The 13,801-nt window shown below is 37.8% G+C and carries 11 protein-coding genes; 6 read left to right on the top strand and 5 right to left on the bottom strand.

Going from position 1 to position 13,801, the window contains the following annotated elements:
- Positions 1–58: 58 nt before the first annotated feature.
- The 5 genes from mnmE to rpmH all read right to left on the bottom strand — a co-directional run bounded on the left by mnmE (position 59) and on the right by rpmH (position 3,949).
- Positions 59–1,450: a tRNA uridine-5-carboxymethylaminomethyl(34) synthesis GTPase MnmE gene (gene mnmE, locus ADU73_RS04595; protein WP_062913215.1), complete on the bottom strand. Its 1,392-nt coding sequence runs from the start codon at positions 1,448–1,450 to the stop codon at positions 59–61.
- Between the two features lie 164 nt (positions 1,451–1,614).
- Positions 1,615–2,424: an RNA-binding cell elongation regulator Jag/EloR gene (jag, locus tag ADU73_RS04600; RefSeq protein ID WP_046870952.1), complete on the bottom strand. Its 810-nt coding sequence runs from the start codon at positions 2,422–2,424 to the stop codon at positions 1,615–1,617.
- 73 nt (positions 2,425–2,497) lie between these two features.
- Positions 2,498–3,334, bottom strand: a complete 837-nt coding sequence (gene yidC, locus ADU73_RS04605) for a membrane protein insertase YidC (RefSeq protein WP_062913216.1) — start codon at positions 3,332–3,334, stop codon at positions 2,498–2,500.
- The gene (rnpA, locus tag ADU73_RS04610; RefSeq protein ID WP_046870950.1) at positions 3,335–3,694 is read right to left on the bottom strand and encodes a ribonuclease P protein component; all 360 of its coding nucleotides are present in this window, start codon (positions 3,692–3,694) and stop codon (positions 3,335–3,337) included.
- Between the two features lie 120 nt (positions 3,695–3,814).
- Complete coding sequence (gene rpmH / locus ADU73_RS10330) at positions 3,815–3,949, bottom strand: 50S ribosomal protein L34 (RefSeq protein ID WP_080945492.1); 135 nt, start codon at positions 3,947–3,949, stop codon at positions 3,815–3,817.
- A gap of 557 nt (positions 3,950–4,506) precedes the next feature.
- On the opposite strand from rpmH, the gene dnaA reads away from it, so the two are divergent.
- The 6 genes from dnaA to gyrA all read left to right on the top strand — a co-directional run bounded on the left by dnaA (position 4,507) and on the right by gyrA (position 13,617).
- Positions 4,507–5,853, top strand: a complete 1,347-nt coding sequence (gene dnaA, locus ADU73_RS04615; protein WP_046870949.1) for a chromosomal replication initiator protein DnaA — start codon at positions 4,507–4,509, stop codon at positions 5,851–5,853.
- Positions 5,854–6,027: 174 nt separating this feature from the next.
- Positions 6,028–7,167 carry a DNA polymerase III subunit beta gene (dnaN, locus tag ADU73_RS04620; protein WP_046870948.1) on the top strand — a complete coding sequence of 380 codons (1,140 nt, stop codon included), beginning with the start codon at positions 6,028–6,030 and terminating at the stop codon, positions 7,165–7,167.
- Between the two features lie 315 nt (positions 7,168–7,482).
- Entirely contained in the window at positions 7,483–7,713 is a 231-nt protein-coding gene (gene yaaA / locus ADU73_RS04625; protein ID WP_046870947.1) for a S4 domain-containing protein YaaA, read from the top strand.
- Positions 7,714–7,715: 2 nt separating this feature from the next.
- Positions 7,716–8,834, top strand: coding sequence for a DNA replication/repair protein RecF (gene recF / locus ADU73_RS04630; protein ID WP_062913217.1), 1,119 nt, complete (start codon positions 7,716–7,718; stop codon positions 8,832–8,834).
- Between the two features lie 227 nt (positions 8,835–9,061).
- A complete protein-coding gene (gene gyrB, locus ADU73_RS04635) occupies positions 9,062–11,041 on the top strand; it encodes a DNA topoisomerase (ATP-hydrolyzing) subunit B (protein ID WP_062913218.1) in 1,980 nt (659 codons plus the stop codon).
- Between the two features lie 80 nt (positions 11,042–11,121).
- Entirely contained in the window at positions 11,122–13,617 is a 2,496-nt protein-coding gene (gene gyrA / locus ADU73_RS04640; protein ID WP_062913455.1) for a DNA gyrase subunit A, read from the top strand.
- Positions 13,618–13,801: the final 184 nt, after the last annotated feature.

Here is a 13,801-nt window from a genome sequence, read left to right on the forward strand (position 1 = left end):
CATTTGAGCTTCAATCAGCTTCATAATTTGTTTTATAATTAACTTCACTTAACTTCAATTACTTACCTAAACAGAATTGACTAAATAATTGATCTAATAATTCATCTTGATAACTGTCTCCCGTAATTTCGCCGAGAAGTTCCCAGCATTGAGTCATATCAATCTGAACTAAATCAACAGGCATCCCATCATCTAATCCCTGAAGAACAGAGTCGAGTGCATCTTCCGCCTTATTTAGTAGTCCAATGTGACGCGCATTAGTTACGATGACACTATTTTGATTACTTTCGATGCCACCAAAGAATAATTTTGTGATTTTATCCTTCAAATCATCCAAACCGACACCCTTAGTAGCTGCAGTTCGAATAATTTGATCTTCTGGCACTAACTTCAATAACTCATCCATATCTAATTGTAAAGGTAGATCAGTTTTATTGAGAATAATAATCCGTTTGGCATCATTTGTAACTTCAATTAACTGCCGGTCATCTTTAGATAAGGGGTGACTGCTATCCAAGACAAGCAATACTAAATCGGCCGTTTGAATTGCCTTCCGACTTCGTTCAACGCCGATTTTTTCAACCTTATCGTTGGTATCCTGAATTCCTGCAGTATCAACCAATTTTAACGGCACGCCACGCACATTCACGTACTCTTCCAAAACATCACGTGTGGTTCCTGCGACATCCGTCACAATCGCTTTATCCTCATGAAGCATTCGATTCAGTAAACTAGATTTACCAACGTTAGGATGACCAACAATCGCCGTTGCTAACCCATCACGAAGAATTTTACCTTCTTGAGCCGTTTGCAACAATTGTTTGATTTGAGCTCTAACTTCAACTGCCTTTTCGCGTAATAATTTACTAGTCATGGTTTCAACATCGTCATACTCAGGATAATCAATATTAACTTCAACTTTTGCCAATACATCCAAAATATCTTGACGTAAGTTTTTAATTAAATGTGATAAATCACCATCAAGCTGATTTAAAGCCACCTTCATAGAGCGATCCGTTTTTGCTCGAATCAGATCCATAACTGCTTCTGCCTGAGAAAGATCCACCCGACCATTTAAAAAGGCCCGTTCCGTAAATTCTCCTGGTTTTGCCATCCGAGCACCATTACTCAAGACCAGTTGAAGAATATCATTAGTAGGCACAATTCCACCATGACAATTTATTTCAATGACATCTTCTCGCGTGTATGTTTTAGGAGCTAACATCACAGAAACCATCACTTCATCAATCTTTTCATTAGTTTTTGGATTAACAATATGACCATAATTGATCGTATGACTATTTACCTTATGAAGATCTTTGCCCTTAAAAACACGTGAAGCTACTTCTAAAGCCTCATTACCACTCAATCTAACTATGGAAATACCTCCTTCACCAGGTGGTGTTGAAATTGCGGCAATGGTATCTAATTCGGTTGCTGTCTCTTGCATTTCTTGTTTCCTTTCTAATAACTCAAGTCAAATAAAAAAAGCACCTAGTCCACGCCCTAAAAAGGTTGCACGTGGTAAAGTACTTTCACTACTTTATCTTAAATAAGAATAATTAATTATATCTTAAATTTTTATCACTCATTTGTCAATTTCTTACACTTGGTTTAGAGCTGTTCATCTTGCACAAGGGCCACAACGACATAGCGGTGTGGTTCATGTCCCTCTGAAAAAGTGGTTACAAAATGATTATTTGTCAGTGCTGCATGAATTACCTTTCGTTCAAAAGCGGGCATAGCATCTAAGAAAACAGGGTCACCAGTCGCAACAACTTCTCGCGCCGTACTCTCAGCCAAATGCTGAAGAGTTTTCTTTCGTCGTTCACGATAATTCTCAACATCTAAATTTACATTAGCGTGTGAAACGTTTTGATGCAATAAGAAAACTTGAGCTAAGGTCTGTAAGGCGTTAATTGTCCTTCCGTGCTTTCCAATCAGCATACCTTCTTGCTCAGTTTTAAAATTAATTTGGACCTCGCGATGATGGAAAGTGCTGGTTGCTGTTGCTTTAATTCCTAGTTGAGACACAATCTTTGTTAAATAATTTTGTAGCTCTGCAACAACTTGTTCATTCAAGTGTGGATGAGAAATCGTTTTGACAGATTGCGTTTCTACTTCTTTGGGCTTAGATTGAACTTCATTTTTTGTTTCATCAGTTGCTTCATCGGGCTTAATATGAACTTCAGAATTAGTTTTGTGTGCCTGTTTAGGCTCAATCCTGTTATTTTCTACATTTTCTTTTGGTTTTTTGATTTCAGTAACCGTCATTTCAATTTCAGCCAGCTTTTTGCCAATCCCTAGAAATCCTCGTTTGGGCTCAACAATTGTTTTAACAGTTACCTCATTTCTACTAACGTCCAGATCAGCTAAACCCATTTGGACTGCTTTTTCAAGAGTATTAGCTTTATAAATTGCCATGTTATCCCTCCTTTATCTTCAGCATTACAAATAAAAAAGGAGACCAGAACCTAAATTCCAATCTCCAGTCTTATTATTTTCGATTTCGACCTTTGTAGGCTTTACGTTTAGCTTTGGCAATTGCACGTTTCTTATCTTGCTCTGCCTTAGCTTTAGCTTCACGTTCTCGGTTAATCTTAAAGGGATTTTGTAGAAGCAGTGTTTGTCCGGCTTGAAAAATATTCGTAACAACCCAGTAAAGGGAAACAGCAGATGGCACACTCAGAGCCGTAAAGAAGATAATTACAGGCATCCCAATTGTCATCATCGTTGTCATCCCATTTTGTGTGGGTTGCGACTTCATACTGAGACATGAGCTAATGTAAGTGAACACCGCGGCTATAACTGGCAAAATGAAGTAAGGATCTCTATCACCTAATTGAAGCCATAAAAATGTTCCGGCCTTCAAAACTTCAGTTCGACTTACAGCTGCATACAAAGCATACAAAATTGGTAATTGTACAATCAATGGCAAACATCCAGCAACTGGATTTACACCAGCTTCTGCGTACAATTTTTGTTGTTCATCACGAAGCTTTTGTTGAGTTTCAATATCTTTAGAAGAATACTTCTTTTGCAGTGCCTGTACCTTAGGTTGAATTTCAGCTGTTTTCATCGAAGATTTGGTTTGATAAATCATCAAGGGTAGAATGATAATCCGAACAATAATGGTAAAGACAATAATTCCCCAACCATAATTATTACCAAATAATTTAGATAGCCATATAATCGCCCGTGAGAAATTATAAACAATCCAATGATCCCAAAAACCGGTACTGTTTTTCGTGATCGGTGCTGTACTACAGCCGGCCAATAAGACCGTTAAACTGGCAACTGCCATCATCACCATATTTCTTTTGCTGTGTTTCACTTATTTTTCCTCACTTTGATCAGTAGTTAAAATATTAGCCAATGTGAATACATGTTTCAATTGCTGTTTAGTTTCTTTCATTGAAAGACCAGACGATTGCGGCCGTGCAATAACCAGAAAATCGATATCCTGACGCAATTGAGGTTTAAATTCAAGAACGCTTTGGTTAATTCGACGCTTCATAAAATTCCGCATGACTGCGTTACCGATTTTTTTACCAACCGAAATTCCCACACGAAAATGCGGTTGCCCTGGTTTATCCATGACATACACAACAAATTTACGGTTTGCAAATGAATTATGAGTTTCAAAAACCCTCTGAAATTCTGTTTCTCTTTTTACACGGTATGACTTTCGCATGATCTCTCTCCAAAATGTATCGTATTATCAAGTTTCTACATATTATATAGAATAAAAGGGCTTTTGTCTTTGAATTTTGAAAATCTCTTCAAAAATAAAAGACCACTGGGATCAGTGGCCTTATGCAGATAATACTCTTCTACCTTTTAGACGTCGACGTGCTAAAACTCTACGGCCGTTACTTGTACTCATACGTTTACGAAAACCATGAACACGTGAACGATGACGTTTTTTTGGTTGGAATGTTCTTTTCAATTCGTACACCTCCCATAACAACACTGAAATTTTATAGTTTCATTTATATATTAATGAAATCAACTCAGTATCTAATCACAATTACTATAATATAATATCATAAATATGACTTCATGCAAAGGCCTTAATTAAAAATTGTTTCTTATTAGGAAAGCTTTTTATCCACAGCTACAAGTTTCACAGGTTACCTTCTTGTGGATAAAAATATTTTTAGTCTGTACTTATCCACCGGTTTTTCCAAACTTATCCGGATATTCACCCCCTGTGTTTGAGTTATCCACATTTTCATGTTTTTCAGTGGATAACCTCAACAAACACAGTATTAACGGGGGATAGTTATCCACAGCAATGTGTGAATAAATTGAAAAATCATGAAAATAATGCCCTTTTTCAACAACTTGTTGATAAACTTTTTCACTATCTGTGTGTTATTTTAAAAAGTTTTCCACATCCTGTGGAAAACTTTTTTTTTTCATGCTAAAATTATCTTATTGTTTCTTTCAATCAATAACTAAAAACGTAAAAAATAATTCGTAAGCCACTTTGGAGGGGTTTTTGTGCAAAGTAAAAATGAACTCTGGGATCAAATCAAAGCCGATTTTAAAAAAGATAATGACATCTCATCACTCGGCTTTTCTACTTGGATTGATGTCGCAAAACCTATCGATTTAAAAGACCATGTCATGACAATCCAGTTACCATCCCCATTACACCGGGATTACTGGAAACAACATTTGGCACCTAAATTTGTTGAATATGCGTATTTAATCACAAAAGAAGACATTACCCCTGATTTTATTCTAGAGGGTGCCCAAACTGAAAATGCCGAGGAAAAAAAACCGGCTGAAAAAAGGCCAAGAGAAACTCCTGACTTTATGGAAAAAACTTCTTTAAACGATAAATATACATTTGATACATTTGTAACTGGTAAAGGTAACCAAATGGCACATGCCGCAGCCTTGGTCGTTTCTGAAGATCCTGGAACGATGTATAATCCGCTGTTTTTCTACGGTGGCGTAGGATTAGGTAAAACTCATTTAATGCACGCGATCGGTCATCAAATTTTAAAAAACGATCCCAATACAAATATTAAATACGTAACTAGTGAAGCTTTCACTAATGATTTTATCAATGCCATTCAGTCTAAACATCAAGAAGAATTTCGCGAAGTTTATCGAAATGTAGACTTGCTGTTAGTAGATGATGTTCAATTCTTTGCTGATAAAGAGGCTACGCAAGAAGAATTTTTCCATACTTTTGAAGCATTATATAGTAATCAAAAACAAATTGTCCTAACTTCTGATCGTTTACCAAATGAAATTCCCAAGTTGCAAGAACGCCTTGTTTCTCGTTTCAAATGGGGGTTGTCGGTCGACATTACGCCACCTGATCTTGAAACTCGGATCGCCATTTTACGAGAGAAAGCCATGGCAGATAACATTGAAATTCCTGATGAAACCTTGAATTATATTGCTACTCAGGTAGATTCCAATGTTCGAGAATTAGAAGGTGCATTGGCTCGTGTTCAAGCTTATTCAAACTTACAAAACACTGCCATTACCACAGATCTTGCATCCGAAGCTATGCGGAGCTTGAATTTTGGTACCAAATTCAGTGAAGTTTCCATTTCACTTATCCAAGATAAAGTTGCCAAATACTATCACACTTCAATTTCAGATTTAAAGGGTAAGAAACGGATGAAATCAATTGTCATGCCTCGCCAAATTGCGATGTATCTTTCCCGTGAGTTAACTAATGCTTCATTACCAAAAATTGGAACGGAATTTGGTGGTAAAGATCATACAACTGTTATTCATGCGCACGAAAAAATCGCGGCGGCCTTAAAAAAGGACGATGATTTACAACGTCAAATTGCCGATCTCAAAAGTGAGCTCAAACCTTAGCCTGTGGATAGCTGTGAATTAACGTAATAGTTATGCACATTCTATCAACATGCCGAATCATGGACCTACCTAAGCGTTAGGTTACATTTGCACAATATCAACAGGCCCTATTACTACTGCTACTTTTACTATATAATTATATATAAATACATTTGCTAAAAAGGAGAGTCCATAATGAAATTCACAATCAAACGAAATATATTCATTCAAAAACTAAACGATGTTCAACGAGCAATCTCATCTAAAACAACTATTCCAATCTTGACAGGTTTAAAATTAGATGTGACATCAGATCAGATCATCCTAACAGGGAGTGACGCTGATATTTCTATTGAAACTGTGTTAGATTCAAAAAACGAAGATAATGGACTTTCAATTGAAGATCCTGGAAAAATTGTTTTGCCAGCTCATTTTTTCAGTGACATTGTCAAAAAGCTTCCTGAAGAATCAATGACGCTTGAAATCACTGAAGGTTTTCAAACTAAAATTTCTTCTGGAGCTGCTGAATTTACAATTAATGGTTTAGATGCAAATAATTATCCGCATTTACCAGAATTAGATGGCAATGATCAAATTCAACTTTCCGGAAATGTTTTTAAACAACTTATTAGTCAGACAGTAATTGCTGTTTCTTCTCAAGAAAGTCGGCCAATTTTAACAGGAGTTCATTTCAGTATCGATGGTGACCAATTCATGGCAGTTGCTACAGATAGTCATCGCTTGAGCCAACGAAAAATCACACTACCTCAAGCGAATTCAGGTAAATATGATGTAATTATTCCTGGAAAAAGTCTCATTGAGTTATCTCGGATGATTGGTGAAGAAAATCCAGATGTAATTATGCGAATTTCTGAAAATCAAGTGCTCTTTACATTAGGTGACACAGCGTTTTATTCACGGTTACTTGAGGGAAATTATCCAGATACATCGCGTTTAATTCCAAAGGAAGCAACCACAAAGCTTGAATTTAATGCACCTGCCTTATTGGCTGCAATTGAACGAGCTTCGTTACTTTCTCATGAAAGTCGCAATAATGTCGTTAAGCTAACAATTGCTACAGAAAATAATCAGGTTGTTATTTCTGGAAATTCACCTGATGTCGGAAATGTTGAAGAACAATTGGATGCTAAGGCAGTTGAGGGTGAAGATTTGGAGATTTCATTCAATCCAGATTACATGAAAGATGCTTTACGTTCTTTTGGTCAGACAGAAATTTTAGTTTCGTTTACATCGGCATTACGTCCATTTACGTTGGTACCAACCGAGGATAAAGAAAACTTTATTCAACTGATTACGCCAGTTCGAACATTTTAAAAAAAATAAATTCTAGAGACCAAAATACGAACAACGTGTTTTGGCCTTTTTTTGTCTGAAAATTAAATTTAGAGGTTTTGAGAATAATACGGAAAAAACGGCAAAAGTATCTAAATATGTTCAAGATGCCTTAAAACGCAAAATACGGCCTCTGAGTTTGTTTTTTTCGCTTTTTAAAGGTATAATAGATAAGTATTTAGTATTGATATATTTCAAAAATAAATTTCGGTATTTATTTTTTTCACTATAAATTTTGGTCGAAAAATTGAAGCGAAATGTTATTAAAAATTTGTAATAGTAAAGGTGGTTGTGAACTTGGAAGAGCATAAAGTTTTAATTACGACACCATTCATTACGCTTGGGCAACTTTTAAAAATGGAAGATATTATTGGAAGTGGCGGTCAGGCAAAATGGTATCTTCGTGAACATTCTTTAGAAGTTAATGATGAACCTGAGGATCGACGAGGGAAAAAGCTATATCCGAATGATACAGTGAACATTCCAGGTGAGGGATTGTTTCTTGTGCGTCCAAGACGTGAGGAATAAATATGTACTTGGAGAATCTTAGTCTTCATAATTTTCGAAATTATACTGATTTAGAAACTGAATTTATTCCTGGTGTAAATGTGCTATTAGGTGCAAACGCACAGGGGAAGACTAATTTACTTGAGTCTATTTATGTTCTGGCTTTAACTCGGAGTCATCGGACGTCGAATGATCACGATCTAATTAATTGGGATGCAGATACGGCGCAATTGGCTACCCGGGTCAAGAAACAAGTAAGTTCAATGCCTTTGGAACTGGAACTGAGTGCAAAGGGAAAACGGGCCAAGGTAAACCATATTGAGCAAAGTAAATTATCCCAATATATCGGTCAGTTAAACGTAGTCTTATTTTCTCCGGAAGATTTGTCTTTGGTGAAGGGCTCACCAGCCATTCGGCGACGATTTATTGACATGGAATTCGGTCAAATGAGTAGTAAGTATCTCTATAATTCAGCACAATATCGAACGATTTTGAAGCAACGAAATCAATATTTAAAACAGTTAAAGTTTAAAGTGCAAAGCGACAAAGTGTTTTTAGGCGTTTTGTCTGATCAATTGGCTGCTTACGGTGCTGAGATTACATTTCAGCGCCGTCAATTTTTAAAGAAGTTAGAAAAATGGGCACAACAGATGCATACGCAAATTTCGTTAGGCAAAGAACATTTAACGTTTGAGTATGTTTCTCAAGTTGATCAAGAGGAAGAACTGACGGTTGACCAGCTCTATAAAAAATTGCAAGAAGCGTTTTCGGAACATGAGGAACACGAATTACAGCAGGGAACCACATTAGTTGGTCCGCAACGGGATGATGTGCGTTTTTTAGTTAATGGAAAAAATGTGCAAACATTTGGTTCGCAAGGACAGCAGCGAACAACGGCTTTAAGTGTAAAACTTGCAGAAATTGATCTCATGAAAGAAGAAACAGGAGAATATCCGATTTTACTTTTGGATGATGTGTTGTCAGAGCTTGACGATGAACGACAAACGCATTTGTTGAAGTCCATTCAAAATAAGGTTCAAACCTTTTTAACGACAACGAGTTTGAGTGGTGTTGCTAGACAATTGATTGATGAACCTCGGATATTTACGATTAGTCAGGGGACTTTGCATGTGGAAACATAGTCTCACTAGTCTAAGAACGAGGAGGGCCAGTTCGCCTAAGTATTTTAATGCTGTAGAGCGAATGGACACCGTACCGAGGATGAGATTTTGCGAGAACAAAATAGTCATTAAGAACGAGGAGGGCCAGTTCGTCTAAGTATTTTAATGCTGTAGAGCGAATGGACACCGTACCGAGGATGAGATTTTGCGAAAGCAAAATAGTCATTAAGAACGAGGAGGAATAAACAGTGGCAGACGACGATAAAACAAAATCAACAGAAAAAGTTGAATCCGCACAGGAGCGTAAAGAAGAAAAAGCTCAAGAATATGATGCAAGTCAGATCCAAGTTCTTGAAGGTTTGGAAGCAGTTAGAAAACGTCCCGGAATGTATATTGGGGCAACAAGTGCCCAAGGACTCCATCATTTAGTTTGGGAAATTATTGATAACGGAATTGATGAAGCTTTAGCCGGGTTTGCGGATAAAATCGATGTGACGGTTGAAAAAGATAATAGCATTACGGTTTTTGATAATGGCCGAGGAATTCCAGTTGGAATCCAGGCTAAGACTGGTAAACCAGCCCTAGAGACAGTTTTCACAATTTTGCATGCCGGTGGTAAGTTTGGCGGCGGCGGTTATAAGGTTTCTGGTGGTCTGCATGGTGTTGGGGCATCAGTTGTCAATGCGTTGTCAGAAGAACTTGACGTTAGAGTTATGCATAATGGCAAGATTTACTATATGGATTTCACGCGTGGCAAAGTTAAGACGGCCATGAAGGTTATTGGTGAGTGTGGTCCTCATGCACATGGGACGATCGTTCATTTCTTACCAGATGCAGATATTTTCCAAGAAACAACTACTTTTGACATTAAAACCTTACGAACCCGAATTCGTGAATTAGCATTCTTGAATAAGGGATTGCGAATTACACTTAAGGATTTACGACCTGAAAAACCTACTGAAGATGATTTTCTTTATGAAGGTGGAATTCGGCATTATGTAGATTATTTGAACGAAGGCAAAGAACTGCTTTTTCCGGAACCTATCTATGTGGAAGGTGTCGAAAATGGCATTACAGTCGAAGTTGCCATGCAGTATACGGAAGGTTATCAGAGTAAGTTACTAACTTTCACGAATAATATTCATACGTATGAAGGTGGAACTCATGAAGAAGGCTTTAAACGGGCTTTGACACGGGTTGTTAATGATTATGCGCATAAGACGGGATTATTGAAGGATAACGAAGATAACCTATCCGGTGATGATGTTCGTGAAGGGTTAACTGCAGTTGTGAGTGTGAAACATCCTGATCCTCAATTTGAAGGCCAAACAAAGACTAAATTAGGGAACTCCGATGCACGAACTGCCGTTAATGATGTGTTTGGCGAACATTTCAATAAGTTCTTAATGGAAAATCCAGATATTGGCCGAAAGGTAATTGACAAGGGCTTATTGGCATCTAAAGCACGAGTTGCTGCAAAACGGGCTCGTGAAGTGACGCGGAAAAAGAGTGGCCTAGAAATTAATAATTTACCAGGGAAATTGGCAGATAATACGTCCAAGGATCCTGCAATTAGTGAATTATTTATTGTCGAAGGTGATTCTGCCGGCGGAAGTGCCAAACAAGGGCGTTCGCGTTTAACCCAAGCAATTTTACCAATTCGTGGGAAAATTCTTAATGTCGAAAAAGCTACTTTGGATCGGGTGTTAGCTAACGAAGAAATTCGTTCGTTGTTTACGGCCCTTGGGACTGGTTTTGGTGAGAATTTTGATGTTACAAAGGCTAATTATCATAAATTAATTATTATGACGGATGCCGATGTCGATGGGGCTCATATTCGAACTTTGCTATTGACGCTATTCTATCGCTACATGCGGCCAATGATTGACGCTGGATATGTGTATATTGCACAGCCACCGTTGTATCAAATTCGCCAAGGAAAAATGATCAGGTATATCGATTCGGATGAAGAATTAAAAGAAACTTTGGGTCAGCTGCCACCAAGTCCCAAACCAGCAATTCAACGGTATAAAGGTTTAGGTGAAATGGATGCTTCTCAATTATGGGAAACGACCATGAATCCTGATAATCGTCGTTTATTACGAGTGTCTGCCAAAGATGCCGATGCGGCTAGTGGCGATTTTGATATGTTGATGGGCGATCGGGTTGAACCGCGTCGAAAATTTATTGAAGATAATGCTGTCTTTGTAGAAAACTTAGATGTCTAATTTAGGATTGGAGGTTAAATAATTTGTCTGACGAAGAGAATATCGGAACTCGTGTAACGGATGTCAATCTGAGTAAAGAAATGCGAACATCCTTCCTAGATTATGCAATGAGTGTTATTGTGGCGCGAGCTTTACCTGACGTACGTGATGGTTTAAAACCAGTACATCGTCGAATTTTGTATGGAATGAGTGAATTAGGGGTTACCCCTGAAAAACCTTATAAGAAATCAGCCAGAATTGTTGGGGATGTCATGGGTAAATATCATCCCCATGGTGATTCAGCAATTTATGAATCCATGGTTCGAATGGCCCAAGATTTTAGTTATCGGTATATGTTGGTTGACGGACATGGTAACTTTGGTTCAGTTGATGGTGATGGTGCCGCTGCGATGCGGTATACCGAAGCACGAATGAGCAAAATTGCTGTCGAAATGTTACGTGATATTAATAAAAATACGGTTGATTTTCAAGAAAATTATGATGGCACAGAACGGGAACCAGAAGTTTTGCCAGCTCGTTTTCCTAACTTATTGGTAAATGGGGCAACCGGAATTGCGGTCGGGATGACCACCAACATTCCACCTCATAATTTAACAGAAGTCATTAGCGCAATTCATATTTTGATGGATAATCCTGAGGCAACGACTGCTGATTTGATGGAGGCAATCCCTGGACCTGACTTCCCAACTGGTGGAGTAGTCATGGGAAAATCTGGAATTCGAAAAGCCTATGAAACCGGTAAGGAAACCATCATTCTCCGTGCTAAGGTTGATATCGAACAAGAGAAGAGCGGTCGCGAACGAATTATTGCAACTGAACTTCCTTACATGGTAAATAAAGCTAAATTAATTGAGAGAATTGCTGAATTAGCTCGTGATAAACGAATTGAAGGCATTACGGATGTGAATGATGAAAGTGACCGTGAAGGAATGCGGGTTGTCATTGATGTTCGTCGTGATATGAGTGCTTCAGTTGTTTTGAATAACTTATATAAAATGACTTTGATGCAAACGACGTTTAGCTTTAATATGCTTGCTATCGTAGCTGGCGCACCAAAAGTTTTAAGTTTGAAAGAGATTTTACAGTACTATCTCAAACATCAAGAAGAAGTTGTCCGTCGTCGAACTGAGTTTGATTTGAAAAAAGCTCAAGCTCGGGCTCACATCCTCGAAGGATTACGAATTGCGTTGGATCATATTGATGCAATTATTGCGATCATTCGTAATTCTCAAACTGCTGAAATTGCCAAAGATCAATTAATGCATAACTACTCATTATCTGACAAACAATCACAAGCTATTTTGGATATGCGGCTTGTTCGTTTAACTGGACTGGAACGTGAGAAGGTTGAAAGCGAATATACCAAATTGATGGCAGATATTAAGGATTATCGCGATATTTTGGCCCATAAAGAACGTTTAAATCAAATTATTTATCAAGAACTTCTTGATATCCAAGAAAAATTTGGTGATAAACGCCGTACGGAGCTTTTGGTTGGCGAAGTATTGAGCCTTGAAGATGAAGATTTAATTGATGAAGAAGACGTCATGATTACATTAACCCATAATGGGTATATTAAGCGGATGCCAACTTCTGAATTTAAGTCTCAACGTCGTGGTGGTCGTGGCGTGCAAGGGATGGGTGTTCATGATGATGACTTTATTGAACATCTTGTTTCCAGCTCGACGCATGATGTGTTATTGTTCTTTACAAATGCTGGGAAAGTTTACCGAATGAAGGGTTACGAAATTCCTGAATACGGCCGAACAGCTAAAGGAATTCCGGTAATTAATCTGTTAGGAATTAGCGCCGGTGAAAGTATTCAAGCTGTGATCAATGCTGGTCAAGATCGTGATAATTCGAAAGAACGTTACTTATTCTTCACGACTTTGAAGGGTGTTGCGAAACGGACACCGTTGGCTGAATTCTTAAATATTCGGAGTAATGGTCTCAAGGCGATTAATTTGAAGGATGACGATGAATTAATCAACGTGGCAATTACAGATGGTAAGCAAAACATTATTATTGGAACCCATAATGGATATGCCGTTAGTTTTGCGGAAGAATCAGTCCGTTCAATGGGTCGTTCTGCAACCGGTGTACGTGGAATTCGTTTACGTGATGAGGATTACGTGGTCGGGGTTGATTTGCTCCAACCTGAAAGTAAAGTTTTAATTATTACTGAAAAAGGTTACGGAAAACAAACACCTGCTAAAGAATATCCAATTAAGGGTCGAGGCGGTAAAGGAATCAAAACAGCGAATGTGACTGCTAAAAACGGTCAGATAGCTGGGATGACCACCGTGCTTGGCGATGAAGATATTATGTTGATCACTAACCGAGGCGTTATGATTCGGTTTGATGTAGGTTCAGTTCCAGAAACTGGCCGAGCAACAATGGGTGTTCATTTAATTAGAATTGGTGAAGATGCCAAAGTTGCCACAATGGCAAAAGTTGATCATGAAGATGAAGATCAATCAGATGAAGAAAATGCCAAGTCATCCGAGCAATCAGATGACCAAGCAACGACTGAAAAAACAGTTACTAAAGAAAATTCTAACGATCAAGAAAAATAATTAAATAAAATCCCAATAAACAACGTAACTTAGTTATGTATCGTTTATTGGGATTTTTGTTTATTGCGTTGCACAAGTATGAATGCTATAATTGGAGTTCGTGAGTAACTATTAATTTAGAAGCTCTCCTTGCTTTCTTAAAATTGTTAAGAAAGCCACTTAGTCCATAAGGAGGTGTAAAACA

The organism is Pediococcus damnosus, from assembly GCF_001611155.1.
GTDB lineage: Bacteria > Bacillota > Bacilli > Lactobacillales > Lactobacillaceae > Pediococcus > Pediococcus damnosus.

Excerpts from the sequence above, each read along its gene's own strand:
- jag (WP_046870952.1), bottom strand. The coding sequence starts at position 2,424 with ATGGCAATTTATAAAGCTAATACTCTTGAAAAAGCAGTCCAAATGGGT.
- dnaN (WP_046870948.1), top strand. The coding sequence starts at position 6,028 with ATGAAATTCACAATCAAACGAAATATATTCATTCAAAAACTAAACGAT.
- recF (WP_062913217.1), top strand. The coding sequence starts at position 7,716 with ATGTACTTGGAGAATCTTAGTCTTCATAATTTTCGAAATTATACTGAT.
- mnmE (WP_062913215.1), bottom strand. The coding sequence starts at position 1,450 with ATGCAAGAGACAGCAACCGAATTAGATACCATTGCCGCAATTTCAACA.
- rnpA (WP_046870950.1), bottom strand. The coding sequence starts at position 3,694 with ATGCGAAAGTCATACCGTGTAAAAAGAGAAACAGAATTTCAGAGGGTT.
- gyrA (WP_062913455.1), top strand. The coding sequence starts at position 11,122 with ATGCGAACATCCTTCCTAGATTATGCAATGAGTGTTATTGTGGCGCGA.